The organism is Pseudomonas sp. FBCC-B1667, from assembly GCF_059133255.1.
Genome location: NZ_CP101437.1, coordinates 530,511 through 553,601, shown reverse-complemented (window position 1 = coordinate 553,601; position 23,091 = coordinate 530,511). Strand labels below are relative to the sequence as shown.

Sequence of the window (23,091 nt, the reverse complement as noted above, 5' to 3'; positions counted from 1 at the left end):
GGGGCGTTATTCCGGGAAGTCGCCGCCATTGGCCGGCTGTGATTCAACTTCCAGCAACGTCAGCTTGAGGGTCTTGCCGCCGGGTGCCGGCCAGTCGATGTGCTGGCCCACTTTCAGACCCAGCAAGGCGCTGCCCACCGGCGCCAGAATGGAAATCCGGCCTTCATCGGCATTGGCATCCTTGGGATAAACCAGGGTCAGGTGATAGTCCTTGCCACTGCTTTCTTCACGGCAATGCACACGGGAATTCATGGTCACGACATCGGCAGGCACGTCTTCGTGACCGACCAGGGTATCAGCGCGGTCCAATTCGGTTTGCAGTGCGATAACGCCCGGCAGCGTGTCATCCAGGCTGTCGATCAGGCGCTCCAGACGTTGTACGTCCAGACGAGTCAGGGTGATGGAAGGTGCGGTCATGATTACGGCAGACTCCTTTCTTCTGCACAGAAAAAGCAAAACCCCGCCAGAAAAAGGCGGGGTTTTCACGAGCCTCGATGGGTTGAGGCGTTTCCGGACACTATCACAGCTCAATAAATATACAAGTCAGGTGCGACCGGCACCCTTTGTAGCAGCAGGCTTCGCCAGCTGCTACGGGTCGGGTATGGCTTCAGGCGGAGTTCTTGCGCTGAGAAGCCTGCGCGCAAATCACCCGCCGCCGCTCATCATCCGCCGAACGCCATTCGCGGATGTCTTCGACATGACGAAAACACCCCAGGCACACCTTCTGTTCGTCCAGCCGGCACACACCACTGCACGGCGAAGGGACCGCCGGGCTGACATTACTGTAGAGCGGCTTGGGTGGGCGAACGACGGCAGGCTCGGTCACAATCTCACAGGCCTTCGAAATCGAGTTCGACGTCAGCCTGCTGCTTGACGATGCGTGCGAGCATTTCGCCCAGTTGCTCTTCGCTCTTGTCGCACATCCAGCGCTCGCTCTCTGCGTCGTAGTCGAAGTGGAAACCACCGGAAACCGCCGCCAGCCACAGCTGACGCAGTGGTTCCTGGCGACTGAAGATCAATTGGCTGCCGTTTTCGAACTTGACGGTGAGCACACCGGCCGAGCTCTCCAGATCGATATCCAGTTTGCTGTCCTCAAAAATATCCTCCAGCGTCTGCTGAGTGGCATCGACCAGATCGTGGAAACGGGCTTCGGTCAAACTCATTGCGGCAACCTCAAAAAATGTCTGTTCACGCTCAAGCGCCGCAAGATACGGGCGAGCCCCGGTGATTGCAAAGGATAACGATCAAGCATCGGCCGTTCAGATCGGGAAACCCTGTGGGAGCGAGCCGGCTGCGGGCGGCGTTCCGACGAAGCGGCCATCATATTCAACATCAATTCGACTGACACTACGCCTTCGCGAGCAGCCTCGCTTCCACTGGGATTGCGCCTGGCTGATCGGCATCGTGCCAAGCCCCGCCGGACGGGAACCCCGTCGCATAGGCAAGCTGACGGGTGGCCGGTATACTCCGGCGCAATTAACGCATTTTCAAGGATTTCGCCATGAAGCGCCTGATCTCTTCCCTTGCCGCGCTCCTCGCGGTCGCCTGCCTTGTGTCAGCCTGCGGCCAAAAAGGCCCGCTGTACCTGCCTGACGAAAACCAGGACCCTGCCGAGCAGGCCCAGTCTTCGCAAAAGCAGCCTGCCTCCAAAGCACACAAGCACGACGTCTACCAATAAGGGAACGCCATGGACGCTTTTAATTACCGTGGCGGGGAGCTGTTTGCCGAAGGTGTGGCCCTGTCGGCCATCGCCGAACGTTTCGGCACACCGACCTACGTCTACTCCCGCGCACACATCGAAGCCCAATACCTGGCTTACGCCGATGCGCTGGCCGGCATGCCGCATCTGGTCTGCTTCGCGGTCAAGGCCAACTCCAACCTGGGTGTACTGAATGTCCTGGCGCGTCTGGGCGCCGGTTTTGACATCGTCTCCCGTGGCGAGCTCGAACGTGTTCTGGCTGCTGGCGGCAGTGCCGACAAGATCGTCTTCTCCGGTGTCGGCAAGACCCGTGACGACATGCGTCGCGCCCTCGAAGTCGGCGTGCACTGCTTCAACGTCGAATCCACCGATGAGCTGGAACGCCTGCAAGCGGTTGCCGCCGAGCTGGGCGTTCGCGCACCGATCTCGCTGCGTGTGAACCCGGACGTTGATGCGGGCACGCACCCGTACATTTCCACCGGTCTCAAAGAGAACAAGTTCGGCATCGCCATTGCCGACGCCGAAGACGTGTACATCCGCGCCGCGCAACTGCAAAACCTGGAAATCGTCGGCGTCGATTGCCACATCGGTTCGCAGCTGACCACCCTGCCACCCTTCATCGATGCCCTCGACCGCCTGCTGGGCCTGGTCGACCGCCTCGGCGATTGCGGCATCTACCTGCGCCACATCGACCTCGGTGGTGGTTTGGGCGTGCGTTACCGTGACGAAGAGCCGCCATTGGCTGGCGACTACATCAAGGCTGTGCGCGAGCGTCTCGACGGTCGTGACCTGGCACTGGTGTTCGAGCCGGGCCGCTTCATCGTGGCCAACGCCGGCGTGCTGCTGACCCAGGTCGAATACCTCAAGCACACCGAACACAAAGATTTCGCCATCGTCGATGCGGCCATGAACGACTTGATCCGTCCGGCGCTGTACCAGGCCTGGATGGACGTCACTGCCGTGCGCCCGCGCGATACCGCGGCGCGTGCCTACGACATCGTCGGCCCGATCTGCGAAACCGGCGACTTCCTGGCCAAGGATCGTCAGCTGGCCCTGGAAGAAGGTGACCTGCTGGCCGTGCATTCGGCTGGCGCCTATGGGTTTGTCATGAGCTCCAACTACAACACCCGCGGCCGCGCCGCTGAAGTGTTGGTGGACGGTGATCAGGCAGTTGAAGTACGTCGCCGTGAGACGGTAGCCGAGTTGTTTGCTGGCGAAAGCCTGCTGCCGGAGTAACCCCATGCTGCTGCGTTTTACCAAAATGCACGGCCTGGGCAATGACTTCATGGTCCTCGACCTGGTCAGCCAGCACGCGCACATCCTGCCCAAGCACGCCAAGCAATGGGGCGACCGCCACACCGGCATCGGTTTCGACCAGTTGCTGATCGTTGAAGCACCGAGCAACCCGGACGTGGATTTCCGCTATCGGATCTTCAACTCCGACGGCTCCGAAGTGGAACAGTGCGGCAACGGTGCGCGCTGTTTCGCCCGCTTCGTGCTCGACAAGCGCCTGACCGCAAAACGGCAGATTCGCGTCGAAACCAAAAGCGGCATCATTGAACTGGACGTGCGAAGCGACGGCCAGATCAGCGTCAACATGGGGGCTCCGCGCCTGGTGCCGGCGGATATTCCGTTTGTGGCCCCGGAACAGGCGCTGAGCTATCCGGTGGACGTCGATGGCACCCCGGTCGAACTGGCCGCCGTGTCCATGGGCAACCCCCATGCCGTGCTGCGGGTCAGTGACATCAATAACGCACCGGTGCATGAACTGGGGCCGAAAATCGAACATCACCCGCGCTTCCCGGCACGGGTCAATGTCGGTTTTCTCCAGGTCATCGACCGGAGCCGTGCACAGTTGCGCGTCTGGGAACGTGGCGCCGGGGAAACCCAGGCCTGCGGCACCGGTGCCTGTGCAGCCGCAGTGGCCGCGATCAGCCAGGGGTGGATGGATTCGCCGCTATTGATCGACCTGCCTGGCGGGCGCTTGTCCATTGAGTGGGCAGGTCCCGGCCAACCGGTCATGATGACCGGCCCGGCAGTCCGCGTATACGAAGGACAAGTGCGTCTTTGAGTGAGCGAAATCCATGACCGACAAGCCCCAGGCTCCCGCCCTGCAGCCCGACGAATCCCCTTCCGAAAGCCTTGAGGCGGCGGCGATTGCCGCGTACCTGGAGGCTCATCCGGATTTCTTCATCGAGCACGAAGAACTGCTTCCGGCCATGCGCATTCCGCACCGTCGCGGCGACACCATCTCGCTGGTCGAACGGCAGATGACCCTCCTGCGCGACCGCAATATCGAGCTGCGTCACCGCCTGTCGCACTTGATGGACGTGGCCCGCGACAACGACCGCCTCTTCGACAAGACCCGCCGCCTGATTCTCGCGCTGATGGACGCCACCAGCCTGGAAGACGTGGTGATCAGCGTCGAAGACAGCTTGCGCCAGGATTTCCAGGTGCCTTTTGTCAGCTTGATCCTGCTGGGCGACAACCCGATGCCGGTGGGTCGCTGGGTGACTCACGCCGAGGCGCAAACCGCCATCGGCGGCTTGCTCTCGGAAGACAAAAGCGTCAGCGGCAGCCTGCGAGAACACGAACTGGACTTCCTGTTCGGCGAAGAACAGCGCAAGCAGATCGGCTCTACCGCCGTCGTCGCGATCAGCCATCAAGGCATTCACGGCATCCTGGCCATCGCCAGCCGTGATCCGCAGCACTACAAAAGCTCGGTCGGCACCCTGTTTTTGAGTTACATCGCCGAAGTCATGGGCCGCGTGCTGCCACGGGTCAACAGCTCCCTGCGCTCGGTCCGCTGAGCATGGAACGGCAACTGGACGCTTACTGCGAACACCTGCGCAGTGAGCGACAGGTGTCGCCTCATACGCTGTACGCCTATCGCCGCGACCTCGATAAGGTGCTGGGCTTCTGCGTCAAACAGAACATTGGCAGCTGGGCCGCGCTGGATATCCAGCGCCTGCGCAGCCTGATCGCCCGCCTGCATTCACAGGGTCAATCCTCCCGCAGTCTCGCGAGACTGTTATCAGCCGTTCGCGGGCTCTATCACTACCTGAATCGCGAAGGCCTGTGCGACCACGACCCCGCCAACGGCCTCGCGCCACCCAAGGGTGAACGCCGCTTGCCGAAAACCCTCGACACCGACCGCGCGCTGCAACTGCTGGAAGGCGCAGTGGAAGATGATTTCCTGGCGCGGCGGGATCAGGCGATTCTGGAACTGTTCTACTCCTCGGGATTGCGCCTTTCAGAACTGACCGGGCTCAATCTGGATCAGCTGGACCTGGCCGATGGCATGGTTCAAGTGCTGGGCAAGGGCAGCAAAACCCGTCTGTTGCCAGTCGGCAAGAAAGCCCGCGAAGCGTTGGAGCTGTGGCTGCCGTTGCGGGCCATGACCAACCCGGCGGACGACGCCGTATTCGTCAGCCAGCAAGGCCGGCGCCTCGGGCCTCGGGCGATTCAGGTGCGGGTCAAGGCTGCCGGCGCGCGTGAGTTGGGGCAAAACCTGCACCCGCACATGTTGCGGCACTCCTTTGCCAGCCACTTGCTCGAGTCCTCGCAGGACCTGCGTGCGGTGCAGGAGTTGCTCGGCCACTCGGACATCAAGACCACCCAGATCTACACCCACCTGGACTTCCAGCACCTGGCCACGGTTTACGACAGCGCCCATCCACGGGCCAAACGCATTAAGGGCGATGACTCATGACCATCCAATTGATCACCTTCGACCTCGACGACACTCTGTGGGACACCGCCCCGGTGATCCTCAGCGCCGAAGCAGTTCTGCGTGAATGGCTGACCGAGCATGCGTCGAACCTTGGGGCAGTGCCGGTGGAACATTTGTGGGCGATTCGGGAGCGGATCCTCAGTCGCGAACCGGGTCTCAAACATCGCATCAGCGCATTGCGTCGCCGCGTGTTGTTCCATGCACTGGAAGAGGCCGGTTACGACCATGACCAGGCTAACGATCTCGCCGACAAAAGCTTTGAAGTATTTTTGCATGCGCGGCATCAAATCGACGTGTTTCCCGACGTCGAGCCGACCCTGGAAACACTGGCCAAGCACTACGCCCTCGGCGTGGTCACCAACGGCAATGCCGACGTACGTCGCTTAGGGCTGGCGGACTACTTCACGTTTGCCCTGTGCGCCGAAGACATCGGCATCGCCAAACCGGATGCGCGTTTGTTTCATGAGGCGTTGCAGCGGGGTGGGGCAACGCCTGAAACGGCCGTCCACATCGGCGATCATCCGGGTGATGACATTGCCGGGGCACAGCAGGCTGGGCTGCGGGCGATCTGGTTTAACCCGCAAGGCAAAGCCTGGGAAGCGCAGAAGGCTCCAGATGCCGAGATTCGCAGTTTGACCGAATTGCCGGCGTTGCTAGCCCTGTGGAATTCCCGGCACCCATCCTGAGATCACCAACGTTCCCTTGCAGGCTCACTCCTACAGAGGATCGTCGCAGGCCCACAGCTTTTGGACCGCCCATGAAAAAGCCCGCAGCGACGGCGGGCTTTTTCAGCAAGCAAGGGCAGACGCTTAGATAGGCCGGCTGCCGTACTTGTTATCAGGCTTCTTGGGAGGGTCGGCGACCACGTTGGCCTCCACTTCCTGCACCTTGCCGCCCTTGGCCAAAAACTCTTCCATGGCCCGCGCGAGAGCATCGCGCTCCTTGTTCTTGGCTTCGACACTCGGCAGCTCATCGACCGATACCGCGGCCTTGGCTTTGCCTTTGGCGGTCGGAACGGGCGCGTCGCCACCGTCGTCTTCAGCGACGTCTTCGGCCGCTGCTTCCAGACCTTCTTCGGTTTCGTCGTCGTCGCCTACTTCGAGGTCGTCGTTTTCCAGATCATCGTCGCTCATGTTCTACCTCATGACTCTTGCGAAAAGCAGATTAGTTATAGCCCAGCTTTACCGTCTGTCGACAGTTGCCGGAAAAATTCAATAACCGTTGGTGACCAGCGGTTCATGCCTCTTCACCGTGCAGGGTGGCGAGGACTTTACGGGCACCGCCAAAATCACGGTGCTCGCCCAGATAAACACCTTGCCAGGTCCCCAGCGCCAGTCGGCCTGCCGAGATCGGCAAACTGAGCTGACAGCCAAGCACGCTGGCCTTGAAGTGCGCCGGGAGGTCGTCCAGGCCTTCGTCGTTATGCTCATAGCCGTCTGTTCCTTGTGGGATCAGACGATTGAAAAATCGTTCGAAGTCGCGACGTACCGCCGGATCGGCGTTCTCGTTGATGGTCAACGACGCCGAGGTATGCTGCAGCCACAAATGCAACAGACCGACCCGACACGCCTTGAGTTCAGGCAGGCCGGCGAGTAACTCGTCCGTTACCAGATGAAAGCCCCGGGGCCGTGCCCGCAGGGTAATCAGAGTCTGTTGCCACATACAGTTCTCCGCACGTTCGGGGCGCATTCTAGCGCGCTCTGGGAAAAAACAAAGGCCCTAATATTCCTTCAATCATGTAAGCCATTGGCCGCAGAAAAACGCCCGTCGTAAACGCCCCTCAACGTGTACGAAAAAACCTTTCAGCAGGTCCTTCACTGACAAACGCCAGACAAAAAAAAATGCCCGGCAAGCCGGGCAAGTTTTTTATGCGCGTCTTACAAGTTGTAGCCGCGTTCGTTATGGAGGGCCAGATCGATGCCGACCGCCTCTTCTTCTTCCGTGATACGCAGGCCCATGACAGCGTCCAGGACCTTGAGAATGATGAAGGTGACGATCGCGGTGTAGATCACCGTGAAGCCCACACCTTTGCACTGAATCCAGACTTGTGCGGCGATGTCGGTGACGGTGCCGAAGCCACCCAGCGACGGTGCAGCGAACACACCGGTCAGGATCGCGCCGAGGATACCGCCGATACCGTGCACACCGAAAGCATCCAGGGAATCGTCATAACCGAGTTTGCGTTTCAGGGTGGTGGCGCAGAAGAAGCACACCACGCCCGCTGCCAGGCCGATCACCAGAGCGCCCATCGGGCCCACAGTGCCCGCGGCTGGGGTAATGGCGACCAGACCGGCGACCACACCCGAAGCAATACCCAGTGCACTTGGTTTGCCGTGAGTGATCCACTCGGCGAACATCCAGCCCAGTGCAGCAGCGGCAGTTGCGATCTGAGTGACGAGCATCGCCATGCCGGCGGTGCCGTTGGCTGCCGCAGCGGAACCGGCGTTGAAGCCGAACCAGCCGACCCACAACATCGCGGCGCCCATCAGGGTGTAACCGAGGTTGTGCGGGGCCATCGGGGTGGTCGGGAAGCCTTTGCGCTTGCCCAGTACCAGGCAGGCAATCAAACCGGCCACACCGGCGTTGATGTGCACCACGGTGCCGCCAGCGAAGTCGAGCACGCCCCAGTCCCACAACAGGCCGCCGTTACCGGACCAGACCATGTGCGCAATCGGTGCGTAAACCAGGGTGAACCACACGCCCATGAAGATCAGCATGGCGGAGAACTTCATCCGCTCGGCGAAGGCACCGACGATCAACGCCGGGGTGATGATGGCGAAGGTCATCTGGAAGGTGACGAACACCGCCTCAGGGAACAGCGCCGCAGGACCCGTCAGGCTGGCTGGCGTGATGCCGGCGAGAAACGCCTTGCCCATGCCGCCGAAGAACGAGTTGAAGTTGACGACGCCCTGCTCCATGCCGGTGGTGTCGAACGCGACGCTATAGCCATAAATGACCCACAGGACGCTGATCAGACCGGTAATGGCGAAGCACTGCATCATCACGGAAAGAATATTTTTGGACCGAACCATGCCGCCGTAGAACAGCGCGAGGCCGGGAATGGTCATGAACAGCACGAGGGCTGTCGAGGTCATCATCCAGGCGGTGTCGCCGGAATTAAGGACTGGGGCCGCCACCTCGTCTGCCGCCAAGGCCAGGCCGGGCATTACGAGGGACAACAGGGCTCCTAGCCCTGCGAATTTACGCAGAGTCATATTGTTTTCTCCTGGGGCGTTGGGTTTGTGGCGGCGTTTAAATCGCGTCAGTATCGGTTTCGCCGGTACGGATGCGAATCGCCTGTTCCAGATTGACCACGAAGATCTTGCCGTCACCGATCTTGCCGGTGTTGGCTGCCTTGGTTATCGCCTCGATAACCCGGTCCAGATCCTTGTCGTCAATGGCGACATCGATCTTCACCTTGGGCAGAAAATCGACCACGTATTCCGCGCCGCGATACAGCTCGGTGTGACCCTTCTGCCGACCGAAGCCTTTGACTTCAGTAACGGTAATGCCCTGCACGCCGATCTCGGACAGCGACTCGCGCACGTCGTCCAGTTTGAACGGCTTGATGATGGCAGTGACTAGCTTCATGAAAACTCTCTCCCGAATTGGTGGACTTGCCCCAGGAAAACAAACCCGACTCAAGTCTAAGCGCAGTGCCTGGCTTTGTAACGCATCGTCGGCCTTGAATGCCCGTCCGACCCCAGCTGACCACCCCGTACGAAACACTTCCCCGTTTCGTCTGGCGCACTGCATTCGTCACAGCGACTGCATCAGTGCATGGGTTGTCAGTCACTAAGCAGAAAGCTTGCCATCTCGCCAAAATCCACTGAATTCAGTCCCTTGGCCAATGCAGCACGCCGCCGCCCGTGATTACCCGCGAACTAACGCACAGAAACAGTGCGCTGCCGTCCGTCCGCATGCGCGAAAAGCGTGCGCCGGCTACACGTCGGAATTGACTATAGACACTGCGTGATACACTGCCCGCCATCGTTTCCAGGACCTTTCCCATGCTCGCGCCCAAAGACTTCCTCGACGCCCTGACCGGCACCGCCTCCCGCCTCTTCAGCGGCGAAACCCCGCTGCCGAAAAGCGAAATCGAAAGCCAGTTCAAGGCGTTGCTGCAGAGTGGTTTCAGCAAACTGGATCTGGTGAGCCGGGAAGAGTTTGATAGCCAGATGGTTGTCCTCGCACGCACCCGGGCACGACTGGAAAGTCTTGAGGCCAAGGTGGCGGAGCTGGAAGCGAAGCTGAATCCGCCGGCTGAGTAAAACCGCCGATCCCACGGTGAAACCCGATCCACTGTGGGAACCCAATCCACTGTGGGAGCGAGCTTGCTCGCGATAAGGTCGGAACGACCTTCCAGCCATTCCGGATTCAGCGCTGATTCAAGGCAGAGTCCTACAACGATCTCATCCGCCGTCCGATAGCGCTGCAAAGCTCCAGTTCCTAAGCTCACCCAATGCTGAATGTTCAGCACTGGGTTTGGCGACCCGGAAGCTTAAGGCGTACTACGACATCCGATGGCGGATTTACTTCCGCCCCATCGAGTCATGGCGGTTGTGCGTGGGAGACCCTCGGGTCTGCCGGGTTCCTTTTGCTCCGGTTCGCCAACCCGCGTACAGCTGCCACCCAATCGTTTGGCGACGATTGACGGCAGCCCCTTTAGCAAAAGGAGTTGTATCAATGAATAGCAATGACGTTTATCTAATTCCCCACGTCTTCACCCGCCACAAACTCAACCTCCACGCCCTCCTCCTGAAAAACCAGCCCTGGTTCAGTGCCCGCGACCTCGGCAGACTGCTCCGTCTTTTCCTCGACGAACGCGCCGTCCGAAAACTCGACCCCGACCAACACCAGTCCGCGCAAATCCTCATTCACGGCGTCATCGAAGACACCCTGCTGATCAGCGAATCCGGCGTGTATGCCCTATTGGTCTACCACTACTGCCCCGAATACCGAGCCCTGCGCGAATGGCTGACCCACGACGTGGTTCCTGCCCTCAGGGATGCGCAGCAACCGAGCAGAAACGAACGTCCGATTTTGAGCCTGTTGAAGTGGCCGGAGATGTCATTGAGTTTGCTGCACTGGAATAACCAGCCGTGGATTCGGTTGCAGGATGTTCCGCATATGCTGGCAAAGGGTGAACGGCCACAGCGCGCGGCGAATGCACCGTGGTGGAAGCGAGCCTCCCGAATACTCCTGGCAATCTGAACGAAAAAAACCCCACGTTTGTATCGTGGGGTTCGATCAGGAGCAGAGGATCAGGCGCAGTGCGAAAGACGCTCAACCTGATCCCGGATCGCAGCCCCTCGTTCAATCTCGGCTTTACGCAAATCGTAAGTCGATTGCAGGTTCAGCCAAAACTCAGGGGTCGTATCCAGACAAATAGAAAGCCTGAGAGCCATATCAGCACTGACGCCTCGACGCTGAAGCACGATGTCGTTCACCGTTGGGGTCGAAACGCGCAACGCTCTGGCCAGAGCAGCAGCCGTAAGGCTCAGAGGCTCCAGGTATTCCTCTTTGAGGATCTCGCCAGGGTGCACCGGGCGCATACCATTCTTAGTCATTACTCACCTCAGTGATAATCGACGATTTCGACGTTCTCTGGTCCGTTAGGACCCCAAACAAAACAAATTCGCCATTGGGCGTTGATGCGGATGCTGTGTTGACCTCTTCGATCCCCCTCCAACGCCTCCAGGCGATTACCCGGTGGTGATCGAAGGTCAATCAGAACGGCAGCAGCATCAAGCATCGTCAGCTTTCGTTCCACGACACTCAGAATGGCTGACCACATACGGGTCTTACCGTTGCGAAACAGGTACTCGGTCTCAGAACACTTAAAGCTAACGATCATAATTTAAAGCTTAACGTTATGCATTAACCTTGAGTGTATAACCTGACCTCAAAAATGCAAACGCGCTTTTTTGAGCCCTGGCCTTGTTTTCAAAACTTTAGGAAAAGGACTACGTGCGTCCTTCAGATGGCCTTCGAAATGTAGCCGACTCCTACAAAAACAAGCGGCATTTCTCATTGCTTCCAAACCGTGTTCACCTCTTAAGATGAAAAAAAACAGTTCACAAATCGAATGGAGGTCACTGTGAAAATAAAAAGCCGTCAAGAAAAACTGCTGCAGATCGTTGAGTTTCATGCCGAGGCACGCCGATTAGCCGGAAAAGCAATAGTCAATCAAAGCCGCTTTTTTGAGGTGGCTGCGGCTCACGGCAAAGAGCTCGAGCCAAACGGCTGGCTTGCAGGTGCAAGACTCCGTTTAGGCCCTCCAAAAATAACCGCCTGACTGGCATTTTTTCTAAACGAATTAGCGCACCAACATTGGCAACATCCTGCGAAAATTTCGGTGCATCCGAAGCCAGGCCAAATCACCACCGCCCGACTAACCTTAAAAAAACCGCAGGAAGCGGTGCTCTTCAGCTCAAGGAACGACCATGTCTCTCTCCATCGTCCACAGCCGCGCCCAGATTGGTGTGGATGCGCCCGCCGTTACCGTCGAAGTCCACCTCGCCAACGGTTTACCTTCGCTGACCATGGTCGGTTTGCCCGAAGCCGCCGTGAAGGAAAGCAAGGACCGGGTACGCAGCGCGATCATCAATTCAGGCCTGCAATTCCCGGCGCGGCGTATCAAATGTAGTCAAGAATAAATTTCGAAATTTGAGCAGGGTGCGGCGTCCTACTCATTCATAGGGGAGCCCGCAGAATTCGGAAAAAATCGTACGCTAAGCGTCTCTACTGATAGAACGGAGGCTCTCTACGGCGAATCTCCGCGTTGCTTACTACCATCACCGATTTAATCTAGGCCAAAGGTTGGTGGCGATAGGCCGCCATTTTAGCCCCGACGAACGGCAGTTAGTCTTGTTCATTATCAGGAGTAGGCCCAGCGAAGTTGGAGGCTTTTGACTGAGATTAACCGTGAACAATTAATCGGGGAAAAATGGAAATGACAACATCCAGGCTATGGCAGAAACAGATCGAACAGGCGTGTGCCAACGTTGGAGCGCAACAGGTTGACCTACTGCTCGACCAGGCCGGATGGGAACACCGTGCGGTACCTGCCTTGCAGGTGTTGCGGCCAGAAGCGCCATGGTTCTCATTGTTCACCGGTACGCCAGAGGAAAACCTGTTGGATCAGGCGCCACTGTTGATGCGCCTGGATTTGCGCCAGTGGCAACATAAAGCGTGGCTGGACCAATTGTTGGAACATGCCACGGGTGGCCGTATGATGGTGCTGATCTCGCCATTGCCCTTCTAGGTCTTGAGTGGAGCCCTGCAAGCCCTGTCGCAGATGACTTGGGGTGGGCAAACCGGCCTGTTGCGTTATTACGATTCACGCATCTTTCCGTTGTTGATGTCTTCGATCCTATCCGATGCCCAGCGCGCCGAGTTTCTGCAAGTCGCTACTTATTGGGGCTGGCTTGATCGGGATAACCAGCCGCAATGGCTGCCGGGTACTGGTCAGCCTCATCAGGGCGACATCGATGTCCACCCCTTGAGGGAACTGGACGATCAGCAATTTGACCGGCTCGGCTGTATCAGCGAGGCCCAGCAACTGTTACATGGAAAAAACTTTGAATTCCTCGACGAGAGTCCAGAGCGGCGTTTCGCCTTGCTCTATTCACTTGCCGTCCAGGCCAGCGAGGAAAACCATTTCGGTGAACTGGCCGAGTATGTGAAACGCAAATCGGGTGCACCCGTTGTACTTGGATAGTCATGCGCACGCCGGTTCAAACGTGTCTTGGAGACACTAATAGCGAGAAGTTTTTTGCGGAGAAAACCTCAGCAAGGGAGTTGCCTGTCATGCAATTGGTACTGAGAAAAACTGTGCAACAAGGTTTGTTTATCTTGTTGGGACTCACCTTGTTCGGCTGCTCGTCGGCAGACAACGAAATGGCCGGAGGCAACCTGCAGGCCGTTAATCACACCGTGCATAACATTAACTGGATGTCCGTCAATGGCTACCGGGCTCACGGCGGCGGCGGTAGCGTCTGTTGCATCATGATGCCGACTAAATGGCGCCCTGGCTTACAAGCCCACGTCGAATGGGAGGTCGATCCAGAGCCGTTTGCGTACTCAAAGTGGCCACCCTTAGGAACTGACGGCTATCGAGTTGCACAAGCCAAGCACGCAGCCAACTACCAGCACTACAGCACCACCGTGGAGATTCCGGAGTGGCCTGGAACGGAGTCGTGTGACCTACAGGTTCATTTCTTGACCTGTAATCGGGTCAAGGTGACCACGGCATGTCTTGCGTTCGACCATCCCAATTACCCGATCAATGAACCGTCGCAAATGCCGGAGCCAGCCGTATGCCCGAAGTGAACAACCACTCAAACGCCAAAGCCTGGGGGCCTCCGACGTTTCCCGCCGGCGGACGGTTACCGACGACCTATATCGAGGTGACCGATAACTACAACAAGCAAATTGCCGAGCAAAAACGCTTTCAGCAGCAACGCGACGAACAAGGACGGCGTACACAGATTATGGCCTGTTGCCATAGCCTGCATATCAGCCTGTTTTTCGATGGCACCAACAACAACGAGAGGAACGACACCCAGAACGGCCACCCCACGAATATCGCCAAGCTGTTCCATGCCTCGCTACAAGGCAAGGACGCGATAGAGCAGGGGTATTATTCATACTACATGCCCGGTGTCGGCACGCCTTTCCCAGAAATCGGCGAACTGGATTACACCGAAGACGGGCTCAAATATGCCACCGGCGGCGAAGACCGGATCAACTGGGCGTTGGTTTCGTTGGCCGATGCCTTGCACATGGCGCTGCTGAAAGCGCGCTTGCCCCTGGAACGACGGAGCAAAGCCGTCGAGGCCATGAGCACCTGGAAGGCACCGATGATGAGTGCCCTGGGCGAAGGCAATCGACGGCGAATCATGAAAGAACTGCTGGCCCCCTTGCAGGCCCGTAAAGACAAGGCCCAGCCGAAAGTGTTGGCGGTCAAACTGTACGTATATGGCTTCTCTCGGGGAGCGGCAGAGGCACGCACTTTTGTTACCTGGTTGAGTCAGTTATTCGATACCCCAGAAGGGGCTGAACTGCCAATACAAGAACTGCTGGGCTTGCCGGTCAGCGTCGAATTTCTCGGGGTGCTGGACACCGTGGCCTCGGTGGGTATTGCCCATGTCACGCCGTTTTTTGCCGGGCATATGGACTGGGCCGATGACAGCCAACTGCTGCCGGATGCGCAGCGCTTTCCTGGATTCGTCAAGCAGTGCCAGCACTTTGTCGCGGCCTTTGAGCAGCGCTCGTGCTTCCCGTTGGACTCGATCCGTAACGAGGACGGTCACTATCCGGGCAATGCTCAGGAAGTGGTGTACCCCGGCGTGCACTCCGATGTCGGCGGTGGCTATCCGCAAAATGATCAGGGCAAGGCCCGTGAAGGCACTCATGAACTGGTGTCGCAGATTGTCCTACATGATTTGTATGCCGCCGCTTTTGCCGCGGGCGCGCCCTTGCAAGTGCCAGAGGAGGTACTACCGGACACCTTTAATAACTTGGAGAAGTGGTGGCGAAAGCTGTCTGAGGCAACCAACACTGAGTTCGATATTAGTCCTCAACTGATTGAGCGTTTCAACGCCTGGCGCCGCAAAACCCTACCGGGTGCGGCGGCAGACGAGCACGCTCCAACCACAGCGTATAAGCCGCTGCAACTGAACACCACGGTAGAAGACACTCTGGCCGAGCAACTGGGCTGGATCACCGGTTGGCGCATTGGTCGTTACGTCAATGATCGCGAGGGTAATAACGACATTTACAAGCGTCAGCCCTACTTCATCGGGGCCAACGAAGTCGCATCCGATGACGAGAGCAAACAGCGAAAGGCTTATGAGTCGAAGCAACAGGAGGCGGTGAAGAACCGTGTGAAGAATCGTGAAGCGGCCATGAACTATCCCGGCTCACCGATCTATGAACCACAAATTGACAAAACCCAACTTAAACAGGCCGCGGAGGAATTCAAATCCGACTACACCGACCATAAACGAGAGCAGACCAGTGCGTGGGGTGAGGTGCTCGATGTGGTGTTGCGCGATACGGTCTACCTGCTCAACGAAAATGATGAGGCCAAGGATCATGCCACGCTGAAGGCGGCGGGTGATCAGCGCCGTCAACAACTGTTTCGCGACGCGCATGGCACAGCCAGTACGGAGACCGACATGGCCCTGCTGGTGGCGTTGTTTGATGACCAGATTCATGACTCACGGGCCTGGTTCATGCACGACAAGTTGAAGTCACGAGAACTGTGGGCCGGTTATTTCTTTTACCGCATGACCTATTTTGGCAACGACAGCAGCCGTGACTTGTCGCCGGTCGTCGTGGCCGGTCGCGTATTGGGCGTAGCGATGCTCGCCGGGGGCACGGTGTATGGCATCAAACGCGGTAGAGCTTTGGGTGGGGTGGGCGGACTTGTCGCGGGCATTGGCGCGGCCACTATTGGCTATCAGGTGGTCGATAAGGCCAGTGGCGCGGTCTTGCCGTTCTTGCCGGGTGCCGAACAGATCCTGCAACCGACCCGCCATGTGGGTCAGGTAGTGGTGCAACTGAAGCAACAGATTGAACAGGATGATTTTGCACAACGTATGGAACAAACCACAGCCATGTTGCGCAAGGCTGGCAGTTTGTTTGAGCTGGATGGGGCCGTGCAGAGCGCAACCGTGTAACGACTCTAGTCGCAGGTGCTTGGCGCGCACCTCTCATAGGTTTTATGAGTGTCTGCTGTTTCATTGCTTAGCAGCCTTGGCGTTGACGAAGCAATGGATCGTAGACCGCCAGGAGCGTCTAGTTGAGGTATACCCTAACCTGATGTCAGGCTGAATTAAACTTGCACGTCAGAGTAGGGTCATATTTTCATTTTATTGACACTTGTTCGCCAAGGTCATAGATTTCAGCCTGACAAATCTACCTTTGGAGTCAGCTTTGCAAGGACAGCGCATCGGTTACGTCCGAGTCAGCAGCTACGATCAAAATCCGGAACGACAACTGGAACAGACCGAGGTGCACAAACTGTTCACCGACAAGGCCTCTGGCAAGGACACCCAGCGGCCTCAACTGGAGGCCATGCTCGGCTTCGTTCGCGAGGGTGACACCGTTGTGGTGCACAGTATGGATCGCTTGGCGCGCAACCTTGATGACCTGCGGCGTCTGGTGCAAAAGCTGACCAAGCGCGGCGTGCGTATTGAGTTCCTGAAGGAAGGCTTGGTATTCACCGGTGATGACTCCCCTTTGGCCAACCTGATGTTGTCGGTCATGGGGGCCTTCGCCGAGTTCGAGCGAGCGCTCATTAGTGAGCGACAGCGCGAGGGCATCGCCCTGGCCAAGCAACGTGGCGCTTACCGGGGCCGCAAGAAAGCCCTGTCCTATGAACAGACCGTCGCAGTCCGGCAACGAGCCGCTGCCGGCGAACCGAAAGCCCAGTTAGCCCGTGAGTTCGATATAAGTAGGGAAACCCTCTACCAGTACCTACGCACGGATGACTGATACATGCCGCGTCGCTCGATACTCTCGGCCTCTGAGCGCGATACGCTGCTTGCGCTGCCGGACAGCCAGGATGACCTGATCCGCTACTACACCTTCAACGAGTCCGACCTGTCGCTGATCCGTCAGCGCCGGGGGGATGCCAATCGCCTCGGCTTTGCGGTGCAGCTCTGCCTGCTGCGCTACCCCGGTTACGCGCTGGCCAGCGACAGCGTGCTACCCGATCCGGTTATTGAGTGGGTGGCCCGACATGTTCAAGCGGCCCCCGAAAGTTGGGCGAAGTACGGTGAGCGTGATGTCACCCGTCGTGAACATGCCCAAGAGCTGCGTACCTACCTTGGCTTGCTGCCGTTCGGGTTGTCAGACTTTCGTGCTCTGGTACGCGAGTTGACCGACCTGGCCCAGCAGACCGACAAGGGCCTGTTACTGGCCGGTCAGGCCCTGGAGAGTCTGCGTCAGCAACGGCGGATCTTGCCCACCCTGGCAGTGATCGACCGGGCCTGTTCCGAAGCCGTGGCGCGAGCTAACCGAAGGGTTTACCGCGCCTTGATCGAGCCGCTAAATCAACAACATCGCAACAAGCTCGACGAGCTGCTGACCCTCAAAGCAGGCAGCAACAGCACCTGGTTGACCTGGCTGCGGCAGTCACCGTTGAAACCGAATTCGCGGCACATGATGGAGCACATCGAGCGGCTGAAGATATTCCAATTGGTGGCCCTGCCTGAAGGTCTCGACCGGCACATTCACCAGAACCGCCTGCTCAAGCTGGCCCGTGAAGGTGGGCAGATGACACCTCAGGATCTGGGCAAGTTCGAGAACGAACGGCGTTACGCCACTCTGGTGGCCGTGGTGCTGGAAAGCACCGCGACGGTGACCGATGAACTGGTGGACCTGCACGACCGCATCCTGGTCAAGCTGTTCAGCAGCGCCAAGAACAAGCATCAGCAGCAGTTCCAGAAACAGGGCAAGGCAATCAACGACAAGGTGCGGCTGTATTCAAAGATTGGCCAAGCCTTGCTGGAAGCCAAAGCGTCGGGGGACGATCCGTTCGCTGCCATCGAGGCGGTGCTCCCTTGGGACGAGTTCGCCCAGAGTGTGACCGACGCCGAACTTCTGGCCCGTCCCGAAGCCTTCGACCATTTGCACCTGGTCAGCTAGAACTTCAAAACGCTGCGCCGCTACACGCCGGCCTTTCTGGAGGTGCTTCAACTGCGGGCAGCACCGGCAGCACAACGCGTGCTGGATGCCATCCAGCAACTGCGCGAGATGAACGCGGATAACTTGCGCAAGGTGCCCACTGACGCACCGACTGCGTTCATCAAGCCGCGCTGGAAACCACTGGTGATCACGCCGGAAGGTATTGATCGGCGCTTCTACGAGATCTGTGCCTTGTCCGAGTTGAAAAACGCGCTGCGCTCCGGCGATATCTGGGTGAAGGGATCACGGCAGTTCCGTGACTTTGAAGATTACTTGCTGCCGCCTGCGAAGTTTGCCGCACTCAAGAAGGAACAGGCGCTGCCATTGGCGATCAACCCCAACAGCGATCAGTACCTGGAGGAGCGCTTGCAGCTGCTGGAGCAGCAACTGGCGACCGTCGCCAAGCTGGCCAAGGACAACGAACTCCCCGACGCGATTCTCACTGAGTCCGGACTTAAGATCACGCCGCTGGATGCGGCGGTGCCGGACACAGCCCAGGCGCTGATCGACAAGACCAGTCAGCTACTGCCACGCATTAAGATCACCGAACTGCTGATGGACGTGGATGAATGGACAGGGTTCACCCGTCACTTTACCCACCTGAAGGATGGTGCCCAGACCAAGGATCGAACGCTGCTGCTATCGGCGATTCTCGGCGATGCCATCAACATCGGGCTGACCAAGATGGCCGAATCGAGTCCGGGCATGACCTACGCCAAGCTGTCTTGGCTGCAAGCCTGGCACATCCGCGACGAAACCTACTCGGCGGCACTGGCCGAACTGGTCAACAACCAGTTCAACCATGCCTTTGCGGCTAACTGGGGAGATGGCACTACCTCATCCTCCGATGGCCAGCGCTTTCGCGCAGGCGGTCGAGGCGAGAGCACGGGGCACGTCAACCCGAAGTACGGCAACGAACCTGGGCGGCTGTTCTATACCCACATCTCCGACCAATACGCACCATTCAGCACTCGCGTGGTGAATGTCGGTGTACGGGATTCTACCTATGTACTCGATGGACTGCTGTGTCACGAGTCAGATCTGCGGATCGAGGAGCACTACACCGACACGGCGGGCTTCACCGATCACGTCTTCGCGCTGATGCACCTGCTGGGCTTTCGCTTTGCGCCGCGCATCCGCGACCTGGGCGAGACCAAACTGTATGTACCGAACAGTGTCCAGGACTACCCGACACTGCGCCCAATGATCGGTGGCACGTTGAACATCAAGCACGTCCGCGCTCACTGGGACGAGATTCTGCGCTTGGCCGCATCGATCAAACAGGGCACCGTTACCGCCTCATTGATGCTGCGCAAGCTGGGCAGCTATCCGCGTCAGAACGCCTTGGCCGTTGCCCTGCGGGAGTTGGGCCGGATTGAACGCACGTTGTTCATCCTGGACTGGCTGCAAAGTGTCGAGCTGCGTCGTCGCGTGCATGCAGGTTTGAATAAGGGAGAAGCTCGCAATGCCTTGGCTAGGGCGGTGTTCTTCAACCATCTCGGTGAAATCAGGGATCGGAGCTTCGAACAGCAGCGCTACCGAGCCAGCGGACTCAACCTGGTGACCGCCGCTATTGTGTTGTGGAACACGGTCTACCTGGAACGAGCCACCCAAGGGCTGACTGTCACCGGAAAGCCGGTGAATACCGACCTGTATCAATACCTTTCGCCGTTGGGCTGGGAGCACATCAACCTGACCGGCGATTATGTCTGGCGACAGAGCCGCAAGCTGGAAGACGGTAAATTCAGGCCGCTACGGCAGGTCGGAAAACCTTAGCGTACGATTTTTTCCGAATTCTGTAGGCTCCCCGGGTAGAAGAGGTTTGGATCATGCTGTTACCTGTCGCAGGTTATGTCGCAAATACTCTATGACTTGCGACTATAACGTGCAACACGGCAAACGTAGTCGATCCGGCGCGGATCACGACGTCGCGCGACTTAAGAGTTATACGAACTCCAAATCAAAAAATGAGTGTTCAGCTGGATCTCTACTCGGAGTCTTGGGCCTTATCCACAGTTGCTGAAGCAAAAAACAGCAACCAGCCCTGGGGCAATATTCAATCAAAGCCAACACTCGGAGAACAAGGAGCACCATAAATAGTCCCTCACTTCTATTATTGCGTAACCAACCCCTGCTGTGACAATGACCACAACAAGCACCGCACCGGAAAAGTCAGGTGTTGCCGCCGGCCAATAGCATAGCAATATTAGAAGCTCAGTAATTATTTGGAAGAGGTGTGTGTATTTTAACTAAACACCCTGCATCCAGCTCAATGTACCCACCGGTCTTTAATGACTTCATTATAGACAAGCAGTGAGACTGCGAAACACCGGTAGTACTAATTAAAAATGAGATAGCGCTATCCTCCTCCTTTATAATCGCAGGCAAATCATCTAAAAGCTCCAACGATCTTTTTATTTTCCGGTAACTATTGTCGCGCGATTGATCATACCATTTGGCAGTAAGCATTAAAAAATCAAAAGACCAAAGCCTAACAATATCATCCAATACAGCCATGTCTTTTATTTTAGATAGCGCCGAAACCAAAGGCACATCGTAATATATCGACCGAGAATTAACAACGTAATTTACTGGCGGCATCTTTATAATTAAGGGAAATGACGGAATTAAACTTACTCCTCCAGCATTTAGGAATGCATAAATACGATCGCCCCCAACGTTAAGCGTCCAGCTTCCAGCTTTTAAATAAACCAATGAGCACTCATCTGAAAGGCTTAAATTATCGCCTGGATTGGCGCACTTTCGCTCTCCATTAACTTCAATCCAATCACACAAGCATTTAAGCTTATTACTATAACTTTCAAAACTACCTAGATGGCTTTTTGGCATCACACTGCATCGCTCTACATTATTAGAGAGCCTAATGCGACATTAGATCAAGCGCGAATTCAAGGGCGACTCTTAAATCAGAGCCGCAGGAAACCCCCCGAAACATATTTCCCCGCAAAGCATGTTCCAGCACCAATAAAAATATTGACCGGAATTTCATAAACTGCGCATGCAGCGACTGCTATCCACAGAGTTTATACAGTCGCCCTAAGATATTTTTAGATTTCACTTTATGGGGTAGCGGCTACTTTTTCAGACAGCGGGTTTATTTTTTAAAAAAACAGATTTAAAGTTCGCGGCACGTAACAAATTTATAAATATTCGAAATAGGTTAACGCTCCATTAGATACTGCCAACTAAAAAAGCCAACAGTAATTATCAAAGACGACTACTGAGGCTTAATTCATCCATAGGTTTTGCGGAGGCCATTAGCTGGATGGCATCCAGCCTTCTTTATAATTTTAACGGTATAAGCATGGAAGATAATGATTTTTTAACCGAACTGACTCGCTCTGGCGGGTATGTTTTAATTGCCGCAATAGGCGGGGTTTTGGGCCATATGATGCGAAAGCTTGGCGCAAATAAACCTATTAGAATTGGAGAAACTGTATTGCAAGGTGTGGGGGCTGCATTCGCAGGTTATTTGATATTGCTAGGCTGCCGATCCATGGGAATTAACTCGGAACTTTCAGGGATTGTAACCGGCCTATGTGGCTGGCTAGGTGCAGATGCCTCAATAGTAATTTTGCAGTCTTACATATATAAAAAATTAAACATATCTGAAGGCAAAATGCATGATTAGGAAAACAACTTTTTGCGAAGGAAAAGGTATCGCGCACTAACCGCCCAAGTAATTAGCGCGCGACACCTTACTTGCTGGATATATTTCAATTGACACATCACAAAAACACACACATCAGCCCATTAAGAAATGACTTTGAACGACTGAAAAACACAGAAGCAGCAATAGATAAAGTCCAGGTGCTGCCAGAATGAATTAACCTTGGAAACCAAAACCTAATTAAGCAAGCAAATAGTAATCCGCCTGTTGAGAATTTAAATTTCTCGAATGCAAAAAACATTAACTCAAGGTCACAGTATCTATTGATTAAAGAGAGACTGGAGCGCATTGAGTTGCAGTTTAAAAATAACAGAGGTGTTTAATGATCGACAAATTTCAACTACTGAAGATATTACCTAAGTCAGAGAGCGTAGCAGACTTATATGTTCCTCTTTTGAATAAAGCGATGCTTCAATATTCAATTCTCTCTAATTTCCGTATCGCAGCGTTTATTGCTCAAATAAGGCACGAGTCAGGCCAACTCCGTTATCTGCGAGAAATCGGCAATAGTTTGTATTTTAAAAAATACGATACTGGCTCACTGGCCAAACGCCTAGGAAACACAGCTGCGCCTGATGGTGATGGGGGAAAATACTGCGGGCGAGGACTGATACAAATTACAGGTTATACAAACTACCTAAATTGTGGCGAGGCTTTGGATATTGATTTAGTTAAGCATCCAGAACTGCTCGAACAGCCAAGTTATGCAGCAACTGCAGCTGCGTGGTTTTGGTCGGCAAATGGCCTAAATTTTTTGGCAGACAAGGGCGACCTCGAAACCATTACCCGACGCATAAATGGCGGAATTAATGGCTTATCTGAACGTAAGTTTTTTTATGATAAAGCACTTTTCGTTTTGAACCAATGACGCCAACTGTAGTAGTTCTCAACATTGTAGTTGCTGTTGCTTTTGGAATGGGGGCCGCCGGGGCATGGAACTGGAAAAAAAACAGTTGTGAAAGACAGATCGCCGACATCAATAAAACCCATACCGATGAAAAAGCAACACAACTAACCATTTTAAACAAAGAGATTATTGCTGTTAATGTTCGTAAACTCGAACTTGAAAAAAATCTTATAGAACTAGAGAGCCGAAAGTACCAGTAGTTAAAAAATGCCATCCAGAATAATGATACTTACCCCGTTAATACTAACTCTACTAGGATGCCAAACGAAGCCAATTCCAAGTTATCTTCCGATCGAATGCTCTCGTCCTTTGCCACCAGCAGCATGGTCGATGGAACGGACGTCACCGAATTTCATCAAAAG

25 protein-coding genes and 3 pseudogenes are annotated in these 23,091 nt (G+C 56.1%); 18 read left to right on the top strand and 10 right to left on the bottom strand.

Translation table 11 applies throughout. From position 1 onward, the window contains the following. Positions 1 to 6: 6 nt before the first annotated feature. From rnk to cyaY, 3 genes are all read right to left on the bottom strand, one after another. A complete protein-coding gene (gene rnk / locus NL116_RS02355) occupies positions 7 to 417 on the bottom strand; it encodes a nucleoside diphosphate kinase regulator (RefSeq protein ID WP_494375854.1) in 411 nt (136 codons plus the stop codon). Positions 418 to 607: 190 nt separating this feature from the next. After that, complete coding sequence (locus NL116_RS02350) at positions 608 to 826, bottom strand: DUF1289 domain-containing protein (protein ID WP_310262314.1); 219 nt, start codon at positions 824 to 826, stop codon at positions 608 to 610. Between the two features lie 4 nt (positions 827 to 830). Continuing rightward, the gene (gene cyaY, locus NL116_RS02345) at positions 831 to 1,163 is read right to left on the bottom strand and encodes an iron donor protein CyaY (protein WP_494375853.1); all 333 of its coding nucleotides are present in this window, start codon (positions 1,161 to 1,163) and stop codon (positions 831 to 833) included. A 338-nt stretch (positions 1,164 to 1,501) separates the two neighbouring features. On the opposite strand from cyaY, the gene lptM reads away from it, so the two are divergent. Genes lptM through NL116_RS02315 form a run of 6 tightly spaced genes read left to right on the top strand, consistent with a single transcriptional unit; the run spans position 1,502 to position 6,118 of the window. Further along, entirely contained in the window at positions 1,502 to 1,678 is a 177-nt protein-coding gene (gene lptM / locus NL116_RS02340; RefSeq protein WP_123509683.1) for an LPS translocon maturation chaperone LptM, read from the top strand. A gap of 9 nt (positions 1,679 to 1,687) precedes the next feature. Next, positions 1,688 to 2,935, top strand: coding sequence for a diaminopimelate decarboxylase (gene lysA / locus NL116_RS02335; protein WP_494375852.1), 1,248 nt, complete (start codon positions 1,688 to 1,690; stop codon positions 2,933 to 2,935). A 4-nt stretch (positions 2,936 to 2,939) separates the two neighbouring features. Beyond that, on the top strand, positions 2,940 to 3,770 hold the full coding sequence (gene dapF / locus NL116_RS02330) for a diaminopimelate epimerase (RefSeq protein WP_223517754.1): 831 nt from the start codon (positions 2,940 to 2,942) through the stop codon (positions 3,768 to 3,770). Between the two features lie 13 nt (positions 3,771 to 3,783). Then, positions 3,784 to 4,509: a DUF484 family protein gene (locus NL116_RS02325; protein ID WP_494375851.1), complete on the top strand. Its 726-nt coding sequence runs from the start codon at positions 3,784 to 3,786 to the stop codon at positions 4,507 to 4,509. A gap of 2 nt (positions 4,510 to 4,511) precedes the next feature. Continuing rightward, entirely contained in the window at positions 4,512 to 5,411 is a 900-nt protein-coding gene (gene xerC / locus NL116_RS02320; protein ID WP_493144600.1) for a tyrosine recombinase XerC, read from the top strand. Further along, entirely contained in the window at positions 5,408 to 6,118 is a 711-nt protein-coding gene (locus NL116_RS02315) for an HAD family hydrolase (protein WP_494375850.1), read from the top strand. Before xerC ends, NL116_RS02315 begins: the two co-directional genes overlap by 4 nt. A 123-nt stretch (positions 6,119 to 6,241) precedes the next feature. On the opposite strand, the gene sutA is transcribed toward NL116_RS02315, so the two are convergent. The 4 genes from sutA to glnK all read right to left on the bottom strand — a co-directional run bounded on the left by sutA (position 6,242) and on the right by glnK (position 9,023). Continuing rightward, a complete protein-coding gene (gene sutA / locus NL116_RS02310) occupies positions 6,242 to 6,565 on the bottom strand; it encodes a dormancy-specific transcriptional regulator SutA (RefSeq protein ID WP_008050867.1) in 324 nt (107 codons plus the stop codon). Between the two features lie 103 nt (positions 6,566 to 6,668). Further along, positions 6,669 to 7,094: a secondary thiamine-phosphate synthase enzyme YjbQ gene (locus NL116_RS02305; RefSeq protein WP_452628623.1), complete on the bottom strand. Its 426-nt coding sequence runs from the start codon at positions 7,092 to 7,094 to the stop codon at positions 6,669 to 6,671. Between the two features lie 215 nt (positions 7,095 to 7,309). Further along, entirely contained in the window at positions 7,310 to 8,647 is a 1,338-nt protein-coding gene (locus tag NL116_RS02300) for an ammonium transporter (protein ID WP_494375849.1), read from the bottom strand. 37 nt (positions 8,648 to 8,684) lie between these two features. Continuing rightward, positions 8,685 to 9,023, bottom strand: a complete 339-nt coding sequence (gene glnK / locus NL116_RS02295) for a P-II family nitrogen regulator (protein WP_002555808.1) — start codon at positions 9,021 to 9,023, stop codon at positions 8,685 to 8,687. 419 nt (positions 9,024 to 9,442) lie between these two features. On the opposite strand from glnK, the gene NL116_RS02290 reads away from it, so the two are divergent. Both NL116_RS02290 and NL116_RS02285 read left to right on the top strand, forming a co-directional pair. Continuing rightward, on the top strand, positions 9,443 to 9,703 hold the full coding sequence (locus tag NL116_RS02290) for an accessory factor UbiK family protein (protein WP_046032213.1): 261 nt from the start codon (positions 9,443 to 9,445) through the stop codon (positions 9,701 to 9,703). 415 nt (positions 9,704 to 10,118) lie between these two features. Next, the gene (locus tag NL116_RS02285; RefSeq protein ID WP_494375848.1) at positions 10,119 to 10,646 is read left to right on the top strand and encodes a BRO-N domain-containing protein; all 528 of its coding nucleotides are present in this window, start codon (positions 10,119 to 10,121) and stop codon (positions 10,644 to 10,646) included. Between the two features lie 50 nt (positions 10,647 to 10,696). On the opposite strand, the gene NL116_RS02280 is transcribed toward NL116_RS02285, so the two are convergent. Then, complete coding sequence (locus tag NL116_RS02280) at positions 10,697 to 11,002, bottom strand: HigA family addiction module antitoxin (protein ID WP_046045076.1); 306 nt, start codon at positions 11,000 to 11,002, stop codon at positions 10,697 to 10,699. Positions 11,003 to 11,010: 8 nt separating this feature from the next. Further along, a complete protein-coding gene (locus NL116_RS02275) occupies positions 11,011 to 11,289 on the bottom strand; it encodes a type II toxin-antitoxin system RelE/ParE family toxin (RefSeq protein ID WP_080932510.1) in 279 nt (92 codons plus the stop codon). Positions 11,290 to 11,532: 243 nt separating this feature from the next. On the opposite strand from NL116_RS02275, the gene NL116_RS02270 reads away from it, so the two are divergent. The 7 genes and pseudogenes from NL116_RS02270 (at position 11,533) to NL116_RS02240 (ending at position 19,907) form a co-directional block, all read left to right on the top strand. Further along, positions 11,533 to 11,730: a hypothetical protein gene (locus NL116_RS02270; RefSeq protein WP_494375847.1), complete on the top strand. Its 198-nt coding sequence runs from the start codon at positions 11,533 to 11,535 to the stop codon at positions 11,728 to 11,730. A 148-nt stretch (positions 11,731 to 11,878) separates the two neighbouring features. Then, positions 11,879 to 12,073, top strand: a pseudogene (locus NL116_RS02265) (magnesium chelatase domain-containing protein); the annotation flags it as partial. 308 nt (positions 12,074 to 12,381) lie between these two features. Beyond that, positions 12,382 to 13,155, top strand: a pseudogene (gene tla1 / locus NL116_RS02260) (toxin Tle1 chaperone Tla1). A gap of 89 nt (positions 13,156 to 13,244) precedes the next feature. Continuing rightward, positions 13,245 to 13,766, top strand: a complete 522-nt coding sequence (tli1a, locus tag NL116_RS02255; protein ID WP_494375846.1) for a Tli1a family immunity protein — start codon at positions 13,245 to 13,247, stop codon at positions 13,764 to 13,766. Next, entirely contained in the window at positions 13,754 to 16,120 is a 2,367-nt protein-coding gene (locus NL116_RS02250; protein WP_494375845.1) for a T6SS phospholipase effector Tle1-like catalytic domain-containing protein, read from the top strand. Before tli1a ends, NL116_RS02250 begins: the two co-directional genes overlap by 13 nt. Before the next feature lie 256 nt (positions 16,121 to 16,376). Then, positions 16,377 to 16,937 carry a recombinase family protein gene (locus NL116_RS02245; RefSeq protein ID WP_494375844.1) on the top strand — a complete coding sequence of 187 codons (561 nt, stop codon included), beginning with the start codon at positions 16,377 to 16,379 and terminating at the stop codon, positions 16,935 to 16,937. A gap of 3 nt (positions 16,938 to 16,940) precedes the next feature. Beyond that, a pseudogene (locus tag NL116_RS02240) lies at positions 16,941 to 19,907 on the top strand (Tn3 family transposase). Positions 19,908 to 20,345: 438 nt separating this feature from the next. On the opposite strand, the gene NL116_RS02235 reads toward NL116_RS02240, so the two are convergent. Further along, positions 20,346 to 20,981, bottom strand: a complete 636-nt coding sequence (locus NL116_RS02235; RefSeq protein ID WP_494375843.1) for a helix-turn-helix domain-containing protein — start codon at positions 20,979 to 20,981, stop codon at positions 20,346 to 20,348. Between the two features lie 475 nt (positions 20,982 to 21,456). Between NL116_RS02235 and NL116_RS02230 the strand changes: the two genes are divergently transcribed. The 3 genes from NL116_RS02230 to NL116_RS02220 all read left to right on the top strand — a co-directional run bounded on the left by NL116_RS02230 (position 21,457) and on the right by NL116_RS02220 (position 22,929). Next, positions 21,457 to 21,783: a phage holin family protein gene (locus tag NL116_RS02230; protein WP_494375842.1), complete on the top strand. Its 327-nt coding sequence runs from the start codon at positions 21,457 to 21,459 to the stop codon at positions 21,781 to 21,783. Between the two features lie 361 nt (positions 21,784 to 22,144). After that, positions 22,145 to 22,690, top strand: coding sequence for a glycoside hydrolase family 19 protein (locus tag NL116_RS02225; protein ID WP_494375841.1), 546 nt, complete (start codon positions 22,145 to 22,147; stop codon positions 22,688 to 22,690). Beyond that, a complete protein-coding gene (locus tag NL116_RS02220) occupies positions 22,687 to 22,929 on the top strand; it encodes a hypothetical protein (protein ID WP_494375840.1) in 243 nt (80 codons plus the stop codon). Before NL116_RS02225 ends, NL116_RS02220 begins: the two co-directional genes overlap by 4 nt. Positions 22,930 to 23,091: the final 162 nt, after the last annotated feature.